Genomic DNA, 15,336 nt, shown 5'->3' with positions numbered 1-15,336 from the left:
CGCCATGGTGCGCGCCGCCGGGCGTGCGGACTCAGCGGGAAGGGCTGACCGCAGCCATCGGGGCCGGCGACAACAGTGCGTCGATGGGGCGCAGCGCCTCGGCGTCCAGGGTGCCGGCCGCCTGCCGCAGGCGCAGCTCGCCCAGCAGCACGGCATAGCGGGCGGCGGCCAGGTCGCGCTGCGTCTGGTAGAGCTGGGCCTGGGCGTTGAGCACGTCCAGGCTGACGCGCACGCCCACCTGGTAGCCCAGTTGCGTCGCTTCGAGCGCGCTGCGGCTGGAGGCCTCGGCGGCTTCGAGGGCGGCAACGCGGCTGCGCCCCGAGGCCAGGCCCAGCCAGGCCGTGCGCGTGGCCTGCGCCACGTTGCGGCGGGCGCCGTCGAGCTGGGCGCGGGCCTGGTCTTCCAGGGCGAGCGTCTCGCGGATGCGGTTCTGCACGGCGAAGCCGGCGAACAGCGGCAGGTTCAGCTGCACGCCAGCCTGGGTGGCGTGGACGGTGGTCGGCGTCGTCGTCGTCAGCGTGCCTTCCGGATTGCGATTGACCCCGTAGCTCAGCGTGGCATCGATGGTGGGCAGATGGCCGGCGTTGGCCTTCTCGGTCTCCAGGGCCGCCACGTCCACGCCGATGCGTGCCTGGGCGATGGCGGGATGGGCGTCCTCGGCCAGCGCGACCCAGGTGGCCAGATCGGCAGGCTGGGGCGGTACGGGCAACGCGGCGCCGGCTGGTGCCCACGGTGTGGCGCCGCTGCGGCCGACCAACTGGTCCAGGGCCACCTGACGCACCTGGCGGTCGTTTTCGGCCGCGATCTCCTGTGCGACGACCAGGTCGTAGCGGGCCTGCGCCTCGCGCTGGTCGGTGACGGTGGCGTTGCCGACATCGAAATTGCGCTGGGCCGTGGCGCGCTGTTCCGCCACGGCGGCTTTCTGGGCGCGGATGAGCCGCACGCTGTCCTCGGCCGACAGCAGGTCGAAATAAGCCTGGCCCACGCGCACGATCAGGTCCTGCTCGGCCAGCTGCAGTTGGGCCAGGGCCAGCGCGGCCTGGCGCTGGCCCTGCTGGTAGCTCGCCCAGTTGGCGGGTCGGTAGATGGGTTGCGTGGCCTGCACCCCGACCTGGGTCGTGGAGAAGTCACGCGGCCCGGTGCCGGCAGGCGTGCGGATGTCGGAGTCGGTGCGCGAGGCGCTGGCGGCAAAGCCCACCTGCGGCAGGATGCCGGCTCGGGCCTGCTCGCCGCGGGCCGTGGTCGCCTCGGCCTGGGCGCGGGCGGCCTGGTAGCTGGCGTCGTAGCCACGGGCAGCGTCGTAGAGGCTGCCCAGGTTCTGGGCGGCGGCCGGCCCATGCAGGGCCAGCGTGGCGGCCGCCAGGGCCACCGCGCGAAGAACGAGCGGGCGCATGAGCGTGCGCCGCTCAGTAGCGGGGAACGGAAGGGTCGCGCTGCTGCGACCAGGCGTCGATGCCGCCGCTGATGTTGGCGACCTGCTCGTAGCCGTTGTGGGCCAGGAAGGCGGCCACCCGCTGGCTGCGGGCGCCGTGGTGGCACAGGCAGGCGATGCGCTGGGCCGGGTCCAGCTCGGCCATCCGGGCAGGGATCTCGTTCATGGGCACGGCCACCACGGTGAAGCCAGCCTCGGGCTTCACGCTGGCGGTCTGCAGCTCCCAGGGTTCGCGCACGTCGAGCACCACGGCCGGCGCGTCGGGCGTCTGGTCGAACCAGGCTTGCAGGTGGGCGGGAGGGACTTGGTCGATCATGGTGGCGCTGGGTGGGCAGGAGACCGTCCCTGGCGCCCCTTCGACGTCCCGGTCCGGCGCTTCGACAGGCTCAGCGCGAACGGATGGCGGTCGAGGCGCGGTCGGTGCCGGTCAGAAGTTGAAGCGCGAGGGCTCCGGGAAGTTCAGCAGGCGCGGGGCGATGGTGTCCCAGGGCTCCTGGGTGTCCCACTTGCCTTCGGCCGTGCGGGTGACGAAATGGGCGCGCATCACCGGCTCGTCGCCGACGATGGCCGCCAGCCGGCCGCCGATGTTCAGCGAGCCCAGCAGGTTCTGCGGGATGCGGGCGACCGAGCCGCTGAGCAGGATCACGTCGAAGGTCGGGCCGCTGGGCAGGGGATTGGCGCCGTCGGCATGGCGCACCTCGACGTTGCCGACGCCGTTGCGCTGCAGGGTCTGGGCGGCCGTGGCGGCCAGCGTGGGGTCGATCTCCAGCGTCAGCACGCGGGCGGCGCGGGCGCCGAGCAGGGCGGCCATGTAGCCGGAGCCGGTGCCGATCTCGAGCACGGAGTCGGTCTTCCTGACATGCAGGTCCTGCAGCAGCCGCGCTTCCATCTTGGGCGAGAGCATGACCTGGCCGGGGCCGTCACCGAGCGGGATGTCCATGTCGAAGAAGGCCATGCCGCGGTGGGCGGCGGGCACGTAGTCTTCGCGGCGCACTTCGGTCAGCAGTTCCAGGATCTCGAGGTCGAGCACGTTCCAGGGGCGGATCTGCTGCTCGATCATGTTGAAGCGCAGGGGATCGGTGACGAGGGAGGCGGTCATGGTGGGGGCGGGGCGACGCAGAACGGACAAAGCCCGGGATTCTAGGAGCCTGCCGCGCCGCCGTCCGCGGCCAGCCCCTGCCGGGTGCACATGCCGTGCAGCAGCAGGTCGGCCTGTGCGGCCAGATAGCGCGCCGGGTCCAGCGCGGCCGTGCCGCCGCACACCTCGGGCGCATGCTTCCACAGGATCATGAAGAGCAGCGGCGCCACCACGGCATGGACGGCGTGGTCCAGGTCCAGGGCGCGGAATTCGCCGCGGGCGATCCCGCGCTCCAGGATCCGGCGCACCAGCGCATTGCCCGGCGCCACCACGCTCTGGTGGTAGAAGGCCGACAGCTCGGGGAAGTTGCGGCCCTCGCTCATCATCAGCTTGCTGATGCCCGACACCTGCGTGCTGCCCACGCGTTGCCACCAGGTGTTGAGCGCATAGCGCAGCATGTCGGGACTGCTGCCTTCGAAGGTCTCGAACTCCTGGTTCCACTCGGTGAAGCGGCCGGCCAGGTTCTCGGTGACGACCGCCTTGAACAGCTCCTCCTTGGAACCGAAGTACAGGAACAGCGTGCCCTTGGAGACGCCGGCGCGGGCGGCCACGTCCTCCGACCGGGTGGCGGCGAAGCCCTTCTCGACGAACAGGTCGAGTGCGGCCTGCAGCAGCTCGCCCGGTCGGGCCTCCTTGCGACGCGCGCGCTTGGCGCCGGTCATGGCGTCGCGCAGTCGGCAGGGCAGGGAGGCAGAGGAACCCATGGGCGGGAAGGACAACAAAGTTAATGACCGGTTGGTTATTAATTATTGGCCGCCGGTTCTGCAGGCGTCAAGGCGAGACGGCACAATCGCCCGTTTGCCCAGGAGAAGCGCCATGTCCGAGACCCAAGCCGCATCGCCGCAGACCATCGTCCTCGGGGGCGGGTGCTTCTGGTGTACCGAGGCCGTGTTCGACCGCGTCGAAGGCGTGCTGGACGTGGAGTCCGGCTACGCCAACGGGCATGTGGACCATCCCACCTACGAGCAGGTCTGCAGCGGCACCACCGGCCATGCCGAGGTGATCAAGGTGCAGTTCGACCCGGCCGTCATCGACCTGCGCGAGATCCTCCACATCTTCTTCGTCGTGCACGACCCGACCACGCCCGACCGCCAGGGCAACGATGTCGGGCCGCAGTACCGCAGCGCCATCTACACCACCGACGAGGCGCAACTGGCCACCGTGCGCGAGGTTGTGGCCGAGCTGGCGAGCCACCAGGCCTATGGCGGCGTGCCCATCGTGACCGAGATCGCGCCGCTGCAGCGCTACTGGCCGGCCGAGGACTACCACCAGGACTATTTCGTCAAGCATCCCAACCAGGGCTACTGCGCCTTCGTCGTGGCGCCCAAGGTCGAGAAGTTCCGCAAGACCTTTGCCGAGCGGGTGAAGAAGGGCTGAGGCCCACCATCCCTGCACGTAAGAAAGAACCTCGCGCCCGCATGCCGCCCCGCTTCCTTCGCCCGACCGCCTCGCCTGCGCTGGCCATCGCGCTGGCGTGGGTGCTGGTGTTCGCGTCGGCGCTGGGGCTCATGCACCGCACGCTGCACATGCATGCGGGCGGGGGGCACGCGATTCAGGCAGAGACCCACGGTGGGGGTCATGGTCCTTCGCTGGCTGCCCAAGGCGTACACCCCCTGGTGCATGCCGCGCACCACGGCCTGGCGGCGCTGTTCGACGACCATGACGACGGCAGCGCGCTCTGCCTGATCCTGGACCAGCTCCAGCACGATGCGGCCATGCCCACCCTCGTGCTCCCTGTGCTGCCCAACCTGCCGCCTGCGGCGGTGTTCGCCTTCATGCAGGGCGAGGCGCTTCGGCGCTGGGTGGCGCTCTTCGACGCGCGCGGTCCGCCCGTCACTCGCTGAATCCCCCGAGCCCTGGCTTCTGCCGCCCGCATCTGCGTGGGCGGCAGCGGCCTGTTCATCGATTCGCCAGTGACCTCTCATGCCCCAGAAATTCCCTCGCAGTGCCATCGGCATTGCCGTTCTCACGCTCCTGTGCGTGCCTGCCTTTGCGCAGGACGCCCCCGCTGCCGGAAACACGCCGTCTGCCATCGCCGTCCAGCCCCAGACGCTGTCCACCGTCGAGGTCACCTCCGAGCGCCTGAAGAAGGCGCGCATGGAGCTGTCGCCCGAGACCGGCGCCACCGTCTACCGCATCGACCAGAGCGCCATCGGCGCGCTGGGCAAGGGCGACGCCACGCCGCTGGACGACGTGCTGCTCACCCTGCCCGGCGTGGCCAAGGATTCCAAGGCCTCCGGTTCGCTGCATGTGCGTGACGACCACGGCAACGTGCAGTACCGCATCAACGGCGTGCAGCTGCCCGAAGGCATCTCCGGCTTCGGCCAGACGCTGGATACGCGCTACATCGACTCGATCACCTACCTGACCGGCGCGCTGCCGGCCCAGTACGGGCTGCGCACGGCCGGCGTGGTCGACATCCAGACCAAGCAGGGCTTCGGCAAGCCCGGCGGCTCGCTGGGCTTCACCCTCGGCAGCCACAACACGCTGGAAGGCAGCGGCTCGGTGTACGGCACCCAGGGCAACCTGAGCTACTACCTTTCGGCCAGTGGCGTGGGCAACAGCCAGGGCATCGAGAACCCGCAGCCCACGCTCAATGCCCAGAACGACCGCACCCGCCAGGGCAAGACCTTCGGCAACTTCTCGTACTACCTGGACGACGACACGCGGCTGGGCCTGATGTTCGGCACCTACGACGGCAAGTTCCAGATCCCGACCAATCCGAACCAGACGCCGGCCTTCTCGCTGGCCGGCTTCAGCGACCTGGGCTCGGGCTACAACGGCCTGCCTTCGTCGCAGGTGCGCGAGCGCCAGAACGAGAGCACGCGCTTCGTTGCGCTGTCGTACCAGAAGTCGCTGGGCGCGCTGGACTTCCAGCTTTCGGCCTTCCACCAGTATTCGAGCCTCCACTACCGTCCCGACCCGGTGGGCGACTTGATCTACAACGGCGTCGCCTCGGACACCGAGCGCACCAACTCGTCCAACGGCCTGCAGGCCGATGCCTCGTACAAGCTGGGCGATGCCCACACGCTGCGCTTCGGCGGGCTGTACACCCGGGCCAGCACGCGCAGCCTCAATGCGGTGAACGTGTTCCCGGTCGACGACACGGGCGCGCAGGTGGGCGACATGCCGGTGCTCATCAACGACAACTCGGGCAAGACGGGCGAGCTGGCCAGCCTGTACCTGCAGGATGAGTGGCGCATCGACCCGAAGCTCACCTTCAACTACGGCCTGCGCTACGACAGCGTGAACGCGTACACCAAGGAGCACCAGTGGAGCCCGCGGCTGAACCTGGCCTATGCAGCCACGGACAGCACCGCGCTGCATGCCGGCTTCGCGCGCTACTTCACCCCGCCACCGCAGGAGCTGGCCTCTCAGCAGAGCATCAACCTCTACACCGGAACCACCAACCAGCCCGAGGTGGCCAACTCCGACGCGGTGAAGGCCGAGCGCTCGCGCTACTTCGACATCGGCGTGGACCAGAAGGTGGGCGATCACCTGTCGCTGTCGGCCGATGCGTACTACAAGCACATCGACAACCTGCTCGACGAAGGCCAGTTCGGCCAGGCGTTGATCCTGTCGCCCTTCAACTATGCCCAGGGCTTCGCGCGCGGGCTGGAACTGTCGGCGCGCTACAGCGACGACCACTGGGCCGCCTACGCCAACCTGGCCCACCAGAAGGCGATGGGCAAGAACATCGTGTCCAGCCAGTCGCTCTTCGGCGCGGACGAGCTGAGCTACATCGCCAACCACTACGTGTACCTCGACCATGACCAGACCTACACGGCCTCGGCCGGCGCCAGCTACCGCTTCGGCGACGACCAGGTCAGCGGCGACGTGATCTACGGCAGCGGCCTGCGGCGCACGCCCGACGGCGGCGCGCCCAACAGCGCGGCGCTGCCGCACTACACCGTGGTCAATGCCGCCTACTCCCACACCTGGAAGTACGGCGACGGCGGCGATGTGGTGGGCCGCATCGCGGTGCTGAACCTGTTCGACGAGAAGTACCTGCTGCGCGACGGCACGGGCGTGGGGGTGGGGGCGCCGCAGTACGGCACCCGCCGCAGCCTGTACGTGAGCATGACCACGCACTTCTGATCTGGCGGAACGCACGCGGATGAATCGCTCCAGGCCGTCGCGCCTCGTCGCGCTCGCACTGCTCGTCGCAGTGTGGGTGACGGCGACGCTCGGCCTGGTGCACGGCACCCTGCATGCGCCGGGCAAGCATCCGCATGTCGCCTGGCGAACGACTGCCACGACATCCGCAGCATCCGTCGCGCCCGCTGTACCGACTGACGGCGCCACCCTCCAGGCGCCGCGCCATCGCTGGCTGCATGCGCTGTTTGCGGACAAGACCGATGCCGAATGCCGGCTGTACGACGTGCTGTCGCACGGCGCCGGCCTGCCGGGCGTGCCGCTGGTGCTGATGCCGGTGGCGCTGCCCGCGGCCACCTTCGCCTGCCTCCAGGTCCGCGCCATCTACCGATGGACCGTGCACTTCGATGCGCGCGGTCCGCCCGGCGCTCGCTGAATTCCCGTGCTTCCTCGACGCTGCCGCGACCGCCCTGTGCGGGCCGTGGCGGCACGTCTTTTCGAATTCAACGAGCTTCCTCATGACTCCCCAATTCCATCGCCACGCCATCGGCGCGGCCGTTCTCTTTGCCCTGTCCACGCTGGCCCATGCCCAGTCCGCGACCGAAGGTGCCACCCTGAACACCATCACCGTCACGGGCAATCCGCTCGGCGCGGCCGAATCCATCGCGCCGGTCGAGGCACTGTCGGGCAGCGCGCTGCTGTACCGCTCGCAGTCCACACTGGGCGAGACGCTGCAGGGCCTGCCGGGCGTCTCCAGCACCTACTTCGGGCCCAACGCCAGCCGGCCGACGATCCGCGGGCAGGACGGCGACCGCATCCGCATCCTCTCCAACGGCGGCGCCTCGCTCGATGCCTCGGCCCTGAGCTATGACCATGCGGTGCCCACCGACGCCCTCGTCACCGACCGCATCGAGGTGCTGCGCGGCCCCGGCGCACTGCTCTATGGCGGCAGCGCCGTGGGCGGCGTGGTCAACGTGATCGACAACCGCATCCCCACGGAGCCGATCAACGGCTTTGGCGGCCGCGCCGATGCCAGCTACGCCAGCGGCAGCAAGGAGGGCAGCGGCGCCGTGGTGCTCGAAGGCGGCAACGACCGCTTCGCGCTGCATGTCGACGCTTTCCGCCGCCATGCCGACGACGTGAATGCGCCCACCTGGCTGGAGTGCGGCAAGGGCGGCGTCAACGTGCTGCAGAAGCGCATCTGCAATTCGGCCTCCGAGAGCCGTGGCGGTGCCGTCGGCGGCACGCTGTTCTTCGGCGGTGCCGGCTGGATCGGCGCCTCGGTCAGCGACTACCGCAGCAACTACGGCACCGTGGCCGAGGACGACGTCACCATCGGCATGCGCCAGCAACGCCAGGCCATCGAGGGCGAATGGCGCCCCGGCGGTTTCTTCACCAGCATCCATGCCAAGGCCAGCCACACCGACTACAGGCACACCGAGTACGAAGGCGGCTCACCGGGCACCACCTTCAAGAACAAGGGCAACGACCTGCGCATCGAGGCGCGCCACCGTCCCATCGCGGGCTTCGAGGGCCTGATCGGCCTGCAGAGCGAGCGCACGCGCTTCGCCGCCGACGGCGATGAGGCCTTCGCGCCGCACAGCCGCACGCGCAGCGATGCGCTCTTCCTGTACGAGGAACTGCCGCTGTCCTGGGGCAAGCTCAGCTTCGGTGCGCGCACCGAGCGGGTGAAGGTGTCGTCGCAGGGCTATCCGGACGACCTCTCCATCACCCGCTTCGCGCTGGGCGAGCGCAGCTTCAACCCACACAGCGCCTCCTTCGGCCTGCTCTACAACGTGGCGCCGCAGTGGCAGATCACGGGCAACCTGGCCTACACCGAGCGCGCGCCCAAGGACTATGAGCTGTTCGCCAACGGCCCCCACGTGGCCACCGCAGCCTGGGAGGTGGGCGATACCAATCTGCAGAAGGAGCGCTCGCTGGGCGCCGACATCGGCGCGCAGTGGAAGTCCGGGCCCCACAACGCGCGCGTCAACGCCTACTGGTCGAAGTTCCGCAACTACATCGGCCTGACGGCCACCGGCAACCTGCGCAACGACGAGGGCGAGTCCTTTGCCGGTGGCTCGGAGGAAGCCCTGGCCGCCGCGCTGGACGAGGAACTGCTGGCCGAATACGTCTACCGCGGCGTGCGGGCCCGCTTCACCGGCATCGAGGCCAGCGGCAGCCTGCGCCTGCTGGGCAACGATGGCCTGCGTCCGCTGGCCGGTGGCAACCTCGACCTGGAATGGCGCGCCGATGCCGTGCGCGCCACCAACACCGACACCGGCGAGCCGCTGCCGCGCATCGCCCCGGTGCGCGTCGGCGCCACGCTGGCCTGGACCAGCGGGCCCTGGAGCGCACGCGTCGGCTTCGACCACTATGCCGCGCAGAAGCGCGTGCCGGCCACCGACCGCGCCACGGACAGCTATACCTTGTGGAACGCTTCCCTCGGCTACCGCATGAAGGTGCAGCGCGCCAGCCTGCTGTGGTACGCGCGAGTGGACAACCTGGGCAACGAACTGGCCTACAGCGCCACCTCGATCCTGACCACCACCGTCTACCTCCGCGCGCCGCTGCCCGGCCGCAGCGTGAAGGTGGGCCTGCGCGTCGATTTCTGATCGGCTGCCGAGGGGCGGGGCAGGGCGGTCCATCACCCGGCCCCGCGCCTATGCCATTCGGCGGACCGGCCATTCGGCAAGCGTTCGCCGTGACATAGTTCCTCTACATTCTTCGGGATGATGTTCCACACGGCTCGCCTGGACGGCCGGACAGCGGGCCCTGCCGCGCCGTCCGGCGTCTGCGTGCGCGTGGGTTGAGCGCGAATGCGCGGGACGGCGCTCGCAGGGGCGTGGATGCTGGGCGTGGGCGGATGGCTGGCACCTGCCGTGCCCGTGGTCGCGGCCGATGCGCCGCCGCCGTGCCCGACGCCCTGCCTGGCCCTGCCGCGGACGGCGCCGACGCCTGCCCCTGCCGAGGCCGCGCCGCCCGCGCCCCGTCCGGCCGCGCGCAGCCGGCCCGCGCCGGCCACCGCGCCCGTGTCCACCGAAGCGGCGGCGCCCCCGCCGCCACCACGCCCGCCGGCCTCGCGCCGGTGCATCGACATCAACATGCGCGCCGCGGTGGGAGAACCGCTGTCGGCGCAGGACATGGCCTACCTGAGGAGCGAATGTTGAATCCGTCTGCCGTTGCCGCTGTTGTTCTCCGTGCCTGGATGCGCCTGTGGGCGCTGCTGCTGATCGCGGCTGCGGGCACGCTGCTCGCCGCGTGTGCCAACAAGGCTGCGCCTTCCACCGAGGTCATGCCCTTCGACCGCGCCGTGCAGCAGGCGGTGGACGACCTGATGGTGCAGACGCAGAAGATGCCGGCCTTCCTGGCCCGCGTCGAATCGCGGCTGCAGAAGAGCCGCATCGTCATCGACCCGTTGCTCGACGGCACCACCGGCCAGCAGACCGAAGTGACGCAGGCCGCCCAGCAGCGCATCGTGCAGCGCATGCAGGAGCGCTTCAGCCAGTTCACCGTCAACCAGGTCGACAGCCAAGCCGTGGAGCAGGCGCAGTACGTGCTCAGCGGCACGCTGACCCGCCAGGCCGATGCCTCGGCCGGCCGCTGGCAGCTGGCCCTCGCGCTGACCGAGCTCAAGAGCGGCACCGTGGTCGCGCAGACCGTGGCGCGCATCGCCGACGAGAAGCTGGACACCCGGCCCACCGCCTTCTACCGCGACAGCCCCGTCAGCACCCGCGACCGTGCCGTCGACGGCTACATCCGCACCAGCCAGACGCCCGCCGGCCAGCAGGCGGATGCGCTGTACCTGCAGCGCCTGCCCACCACCGCCGTGCTGCAGGAGGCCATCGACGCCTACGCGGCCGGCCGCTGGCAGGAGGCGCTGACCCGCTACGAGGCCGCCGCCCAGCGGCCCGACGGCCAGCAGCTGCGTGTCTACAACGGCCTGTACCTCACGCAGATGCAGCTGGGCCGCACCGCGGACGCCGAGCGCAGCTTCGGCCAGTTGGCCAAGCTGGGCCTGGAGGCCAGCAAGCTGAGCGTGAAGTTCCTCTTCCGGCCCGGCTCCACGGAGTTCCTGAGCGATTCGCGCATCAGCGGCGTCTATCCGATGTGGCTGCGCCAGATCGCCCGCCAGGCGGCGCAGATGAGCAACAACTGCCTGCTCGTGACGGGCCACACCAGCCGTACCGGCTCGGAATCGGTCAACGAGCGGCTGTCGCTGCAGCGCGCGACCGTGGTGCGCATGCGCCTGGCCGCCGAGGCACCCAGCCTTGCCAAGCGCCTCAAGGAGGCCGGCATGGGCTTCCGCGAGAACATCGTCGGCACCGGTGCCGACGATGCCAGCGACGCGCTGGACCGGCGCGTGGAATTCAAGGTCGAGGATTGCGCCGCCTCCGCTTGAGGCTGCGGGATTTCCTCAGGGCGCCCCGGGGGGTTCACGTTCTTTCAGTCACGGCAGAGCCCGTGGCGGCAATGGCTGCAATAGCGCCCGCGGCGCTCGGAATCAATCCTCCATTTGGTTGGGGTTGAATCGGGCGCGTATTGCGATTTAAGCGCGCGGGTCTGTCCGGGTGAATTGATCGGATCCGTCCAATTCGCCCGCCCCGGGCGCCTGCAACACTTGCAATGATCTCGGACGATGGTCCGCATGTGTAAGTTAGTTAACAAAAACGGGGCATCTGGACGTTCGTCTCCAGCGGGGCGCTCGCTAGCATGAGGCGAGTCCTGGCCATTTTGCAAAGGCAGTCTTTTGCGGAGACACATTGAAATGACAACGCAGGAACCGCTTGCAGGCGTCCCACAACCCCTGTCCGCGCCCCTTCCATTTCATTTGTGGCGTCGACCGGTTTTTCATCGGATCGCCGGTGCTTCGGCCCTTTATTTCCTTTTCTCGGCCAGCGCTACGGCGGCAACCGCGGCCAATTGCCAGGGCGCCCAGAATTCCGGTTCGAGCACCGGAATTTCAGTGAATCTGACGACGTCGGCGGGTGCCTGCGCCGACGGCCCCGTCGCCACGGCGATCGGCAGCGTCGCCATCGGCGCGCAGGCGCAGGCGGTGCCGCTGAACGCGGTGGCCGTCGGTGCCCAGGCCACCTCGGCGGGCGAGGCCTCGGTGGCGGTGGGGGCCGGCGCCAGCACGGGTCCCAATGGCCGGGGCGACCTGGCCTTCGGCGAGAACGCCCGTGCCAACGGCGGCGGCGCCTCCGCCTCGGCCGTGGCCGTGGGCTCCAACAGCTTTGCTGCTGCCGGCACGGTGGCGGTGGGTGGCTATGCCAATGCCTCCGGTGTGCGCGCGTCGGCCCTGGGTGACCAGTCGGTCGCTGCGGGCGCGCGCAGCCTGGCCGCGGGCGAGAGTTCGCGCGCCACGGCGGATGGGTCCGTGGCCCTGGGCTCCATGGCGCAGGCCAACGCGGCCAGTGGCATCGCCCTGGGGCAGTCGGCCAACGTGGGGGGCGCGGCCGGCCTGGCCATCGGCACCCGGGCCGCCGCGATGGGCAATGCCGGCGCCATCGCGCTGGGCAGCGACAGCAATGCCGGTGCCGACGGCGCCATCGCCGCGGGCAATCGCGCGCAGGCCACCGGGGCCTATGCCGTGGCCATCGGCAGCAATGCCATGGCCACTCAGGCCGGCAGCGTGGTGCTGGGGCGCAACAGCCAGGACCGTGCCGCCGCCCAGGTCGCCGGCGGCACGGTGGGCGGCGTCAACTATGCCTATGCCGGCACCGCGAGCGGGGTGGCGAGCATCGGCGCTGCGGGCGCCGAGCGCCAGCTGATCCACCTGGCACCGGGCAGCGTCAGCGCCGCCAGCACCGACGCGGTCAACGGCAGCCAGCTCTATGCGGCGCAGCAGGCCATCGACTCGGTCAAGGCCAGCACCGACGCCGGCTGGCGGCTGAGCGTCAATTCGGCCGACGACCGCAAGGTCTCCGCCGGTGACACGGTGGACGTGAGCCAGGGCTCCAACATCTCTGTCGAGCGCACGGCCAACGGCCTGCGCGTCTCCACCGCCCGGGACGTGAACTTCGACAGCGTGACGGTGGGCACCAACGTGCTGAGCGCCACCGGCCTGCAGATGGGCAGCGCGGTCAACCTCGGGCCGCAGGGCCTGGTGATCGTGGGCGGGCCGAGCGTGACCGCCAGCGGCATCGATGCCGGCGGCGCGGCCATCGCCAACGTGGGCAACGGCGTCAAGGCCACCGATGCCGTCAACCTCGGCCAGCTGCAGGCCGCGGTGCAGGGGGTGAACACCGAGCGCTGGGTCAGCGGCTCGGCCACGCAATATGCGGCGCCCACGGCCACCGGCGCCGACGCGCTGGCCGCGGGCAGCGGCGCGCAGGCCTCCGGCGACCAGTCGACGGCCCTCGGTGCCGGCGCCAAGGCGACCGAGGCCAACAGCGTCGCGCTGGGCAATGGCAGCACCACCCGGGCCGCCACCTCCACGGCCGGGACCGTGCTCGATGGCACGCAGTACAGCTTCGCGGGCGGCACCGCGGCCGGCGTCGTCAGCGTGGGCCAGGTCGGCGGCGAGCGGCAGATCCAGAACGTCGCGGCCGGCCGCCTGAGCGCCGACAGCACCGATGCCGTCAACGGCAGCCAGCTCTATGCCACCAACGATGCGATCGGCGCCCTGGTGGCCCGGCTCGCCGCGACCGAGGCCAGCCGCACGCACTACGTGGGCGTGAACGATGGCGGCACGCCCGGTGGCAACTACAACAACGACGGCGCGACGGGCCTGCTTTCCACCGCCATCGGCGTGAATGCCGCGTCGGCTGGCGCGAGCAGCGTGGCCCTGGGCGCCGGCGCCACCTCGGGGGCTGGCCAGTCGGTGGCCATCGGCGGCGCGGCGGTGGCCAGCGCGACCGGCGGCGTGGCCCTGGGCGCGGGCGCAGTGGCCGACCGCGCCGGCATGAACGGCGCGAGCGAGGCATTCAGCGGCGTGCGCGTCGCCTCGACGGCGGGCGCGGTGTCGGTGGGCAGCGCGGGCGCCGAGCGGCAGATCACCAACGTGGCCGGCGGCACCGCCGACACCGATGCCGTCAACGTTCGCCAGCTGCGCTCGGTGCAGCAGTCCAGCGTCGCCTACGCCACCCGCGCCGACGGCAGCACCGACTATTCGTCGGTGGTGCTCGGCAACGGGCAGGCGCCGCAGGGCACCGTCATCTCCAACGTGGCGCCGGGCGTCAAGGGGACGGACGCCGTCAACCTCAACCAGCTGCAGGCCGGCGTGGCCAGCGCCAATGCGTACACCGACGCCGTCGCCGGGTCGCTGAAGCAGAACATCGACCAGGTGGCCCGCAAGGCGTCTGCGGGTACCGCCGCGGCCATGTCGATGGAGACCGCGCCGTACCTGGCCGGCAAGGTGACCTACGGCGCCGGCATGGGCTACTACGGCGGGCAGTCGGCCTTCGGCATGTCGCTGCGCAGCACCTCGGGCGACGGCCGCTGGAGCGTCAATGGCGGCGTGTCGGCCGATACGCAGGGCAGCGTGGGCATCCGCGTGGGCCTGTCCGGGGCCTTCGAGTGAGCGGGATGCCGACGCCGATGGTTCTGCGCGACCGACCCCATCCTTCTTTTCCGACGACCGCCTGGCAAACCCTGCTGTACGGACTGCTGGCCCTGCTGATGTTGTGCCTGGCGCCCGGGGCCGCGATGGCCCAGGCGCCGCAGCCGAAGGTCGACCGCGCGGCCATCGTCGCGCGCTCCCTGCGCATCGCGCAGCTGGTGGACACCGGCCGCGTCGAGGTCATCTGGGACAACGCCTCACCCGCGATCAAGAAGCAGATCGCCCGGGATCGCTTCGTGCGGGACATCAAGGCCCGCCGTGCGGTCTACCGCAAGATCGGCCAGCGGCAGTTCGTCAACATGGCCGTCATCGACATGAACAAGTCCTCCGGCGCGCCGAGCGGGCGCTACCTGAGCGTGGTGCTCACCTCCAGGGACTCGGCCGGCACGGCCATCGAAGAGCTGGTGTCCTACCGCCTGGAGCCCGATGGGGCGTGGAAGGTGACGGGCTACGTGATCCACGGCGCTCCGGCGGCGGCGCGGCACTGAGGCTCCGGCTTGTCGGCGCACGCGGCCTGGCCGCGGCGCCCTGGCGGGGTCAGGTGGCTTCGCGCAGGACTGCGTCGCGTGCACGACGCAGAAGGCGCTGCCGGATCAGCCCGCTCGCCGGCCGGATCAGCAACCAGTAGGGCAGAAAGCGGCGTCGGGCGGCCTCGTCGCTGCACCAGACACGGGTACAGGTCGTCAGCCGCGTACCCCGTCCCTCGGGCCCGGCGCAGAAGTTCATCACCAGCTTGGCGATGCCGGATGCTTCCAGGGCAAGGAAGGACGGCGCATCGGGCACGTCGATGAGGCCATAGTCGGATTGCCAGAAGCGACCTGCGACGCCGAAAGCCCTCTCGCGGTCGCCGTCCTGGCCCAGGTCGGTGAAGTTGGACAGGCCGAAGGCCGGCCGGCCCTGGAGCGCGGCGGCGAAGCCGATCCGGCCGGCCAGCCGGTTCGGCCATTCCCGCAGTGCGATCAGGCGGCGTGCCACCGGGTCGTCGACCACGTCGGCGCGACCCACGACGGCCAACACATGGGCCGGTGCCGCGGGAACGTGAAGGCTGTGCGTCTGTGCGAAGTGATGGCGCGGCAGGTAGCGGTTCATCAGATCCATGGAAGCCAT

The 15,336-nt window shown here is 70.4% G+C and carries 14 protein-coding genes; 9 read left to right on the top strand and 5 right to left on the bottom strand.

Annotation, left to right across the window (positions count from 1 at the left end):
• Window positions 1-31: 31 nt before the first annotated feature.
• The 4 genes from ACT54X_RS03520 to ACT54X_RS03505 all read right to left on the bottom strand — a co-directional run bounded on the left by ACT54X_RS03520 (window position 32) and on the right by ACT54X_RS03505 (window position 3,274).
• Window positions 32-1,393 (bottom strand): TolC family outer membrane protein, encoded by a 1,362-nt coding sequence (locus tag ACT54X_RS03520; protein ID WP_476345042.1) that lies wholly within the window; start codon window positions 1,391-1,393, stop codon window positions 32-34.
• Between the two features lie 13 nt (window positions 1,394-1,406).
• Window positions 1,407-1,748 carry a rhodanese-like domain-containing protein gene (locus ACT54X_RS03515; protein ID WP_354318811.1) on the bottom strand — a complete coding sequence of 114 codons (342 nt, stop codon included), beginning with the start codon at window positions 1,746-1,748 and terminating at the stop codon, window positions 1,407-1,409.
• A gap of 111 nt (window positions 1,749-1,859) precedes the next feature.
• Window positions 1,860-2,531 carry a protein-L-isoaspartate O-methyltransferase family protein gene (locus tag ACT54X_RS03510; protein ID WP_354318810.1) on the bottom strand — a complete coding sequence of 224 codons (672 nt, stop codon included), beginning with the start codon at window positions 2,529-2,531 and terminating at the stop codon, window positions 1,860-1,862.
• Window positions 2,532-2,572: 41 nt separating this feature from the next.
• On the bottom strand, window positions 2,573-3,274 hold the full coding sequence (locus tag ACT54X_RS03505) for a TetR/AcrR family transcriptional regulator (protein WP_476345039.1): 702 nt from the start codon (window positions 3,272-3,274) through the stop codon (window positions 2,573-2,575).
• Window positions 3,275-3,386: 112 nt separating this feature from the next.
• Here ACT54X_RS03505 and msrA point away from each other — a divergent pair, with 112 nt between their 5' ends.
• From msrA to ACT54X_RS03460, 9 genes are all read left to right on the top strand, one after another.
• Complete coding sequence (gene msrA, locus ACT54X_RS03500) at window positions 3,387-3,947, top strand: peptide-methionine (S)-S-oxide reductase MsrA (RefSeq protein ID WP_476345037.1); 561 nt, start codon at window positions 3,387-3,389, stop codon at window positions 3,945-3,947.
• Window positions 3,948-3,988: 41 nt separating this feature from the next.
• Window positions 3,989-4,414, top strand: coding sequence for a hypothetical protein (locus ACT54X_RS03495; RefSeq protein ID WP_354318808.1), 426 nt, complete (start codon window positions 3,989-3,991; stop codon window positions 4,412-4,414).
• Between the two features lie 79 nt (window positions 4,415-4,493).
• Entirely contained in the window at window positions 4,494-6,668 is a 2,175-nt protein-coding gene (locus ACT54X_RS03490) for a TonB-dependent receptor (RefSeq protein WP_476345035.1), read from the top strand.
• A 19-nt stretch (window positions 6,669-6,687) separates the two neighbouring features.
• Window positions 6,688-7,101, top strand: a complete 414-nt coding sequence (locus ACT54X_RS03485) for a hypothetical protein (RefSeq protein WP_476345033.1) — start codon at window positions 6,688-6,690, stop codon at window positions 7,099-7,101.
• 82 nt (window positions 7,102-7,183) lie between these two features.
• Window positions 7,184-9,280: a TonB-dependent receptor gene (locus ACT54X_RS03480; protein ID WP_476345031.1), complete on the top strand. Its 2,097-nt coding sequence runs from the start codon at window positions 7,184-7,186 to the stop codon at window positions 9,278-9,280.
• A 204-nt stretch (window positions 9,281-9,484) separates the two neighbouring features.
• Complete coding sequence (locus tag ACT54X_RS03475) at window positions 9,485-9,835, top strand: hypothetical protein (RefSeq protein WP_354318804.1); 351 nt, start codon at window positions 9,485-9,487, stop codon at window positions 9,833-9,835.
• Complete coding sequence (locus ACT54X_RS03470) at window positions 9,832-11,067, top strand: OmpA family protein (protein WP_476345029.1); 1,236 nt, start codon at window positions 9,832-9,834, stop codon at window positions 11,065-11,067. Before ACT54X_RS03475 ends, ACT54X_RS03470 begins: the two co-directional genes overlap by 4 nt.
• Before the next feature lie 564 nt (window positions 11,068-11,631).
• Complete coding sequence (locus ACT54X_RS03465; protein ID WP_476345027.1) at window positions 11,632-14,190, top strand: YadA-like family protein; 2,559 nt, start codon at window positions 11,632-11,634, stop codon at window positions 14,188-14,190.
• A gap of 17 nt (window positions 14,191-14,207) precedes the next feature.
• Entirely contained in the window at window positions 14,208-14,717 is a 510-nt protein-coding gene (locus ACT54X_RS03460; protein ID WP_476345025.1) for a DUF4019 domain-containing protein, read from the top strand.
• Between the two features lie 49 nt (window positions 14,718-14,766).
• On the opposite strand, the gene ACT54X_RS03455 is transcribed toward ACT54X_RS03460, so the two are convergent.
• Entirely contained in the window at window positions 14,767-15,327 is a 561-nt protein-coding gene (locus ACT54X_RS03455; RefSeq protein WP_476345023.1) for a hypothetical protein, read from the bottom strand.
• Window positions 15,328-15,336 lie beyond the last annotated feature (9 nt).

It is taken from the genome of Pseudacidovorax sp. DMC4 (assembly GCF_056314265.1).
The sequence above is the reverse complement of the archived record's forward strand: the minus strand, read 5'-3'. Positions and strand labels throughout refer to the sequence as shown.

Excerpts from the sequence above, each read along its gene's own strand:
- ACT54X_RS03510 (WP_354318810.1), bottom strand. The coding sequence starts at position 2,531 with ATGACCGCCTCCCTCGTCACCGATCCCCTGCGCTTCAACATGATCGAG.
- ACT54X_RS03520 (WP_476345042.1), bottom strand. The coding sequence starts at position 1,393 with ATGCGCCCGCTCGTTCTTCGCGCGGTGGCCCTGGCGGCCGCCACGCTG.
- ACT54X_RS03485 (WP_476345033.1), top strand. The coding sequence starts at position 6,688 with ATGAATCGCTCCAGGCCGTCGCGCCTCGTCGCGCTCGCACTGCTCGTC.
- msrA (WP_476345037.1), top strand. The coding sequence starts at position 3,387 with ATGTCCGAGACCCAAGCCGCATCGCCGCAGACCATCGTCCTCGGGGGC.
- ACT54X_RS03490 (WP_476345035.1), top strand. The coding sequence starts at position 4,494 with ATGCCCCAGAAATTCCCTCGCAGTGCCATCGGCATTGCCGTTCTCACG.
- ACT54X_RS03475 (WP_354318804.1), top strand. The coding sequence starts at position 9,485 with ATGCGCGGGACGGCGCTCGCAGGGGCGTGGATGCTGGGCGTGGGCGGA.
- ACT54X_RS03460 (WP_476345025.1), top strand. The coding sequence starts at position 14,208 with ATGGTTCTGCGCGACCGACCCCATCCTTCTTTTCCGACGACCGCCTGG.
- ACT54X_RS03515 (WP_354318811.1), bottom strand. The coding sequence starts at position 1,748 with ATGATCGACCAAGTCCCTCCCGCCCACCTGCAAGCCTGGTTCGACCAG.
- ACT54X_RS03480 (WP_476345031.1), top strand. The coding sequence starts at position 7,184 with ATGACTCCCCAATTCCATCGCCACGCCATCGGCGCGGCCGTTCTCTTT.
- ACT54X_RS03505 (WP_476345039.1), bottom strand. The coding sequence starts at position 3,274 with ATGGGTTCCTCTGCCTCCCTGCCCTGCCGACTGCGCGACGCCATGACC.
- ACT54X_RS03495 (WP_354318808.1), top strand. The coding sequence starts at position 3,989 with ATGCCGCCCCGCTTCCTTCGCCCGACCGCCTCGCCTGCGCTGGCCATC.
- ACT54X_RS03455 (WP_476345023.1), bottom strand. The coding sequence starts at position 15,327 with ATGGATCTGATGAACCGCTACCTGCCGCGCCATCACTTCGCACAGACG.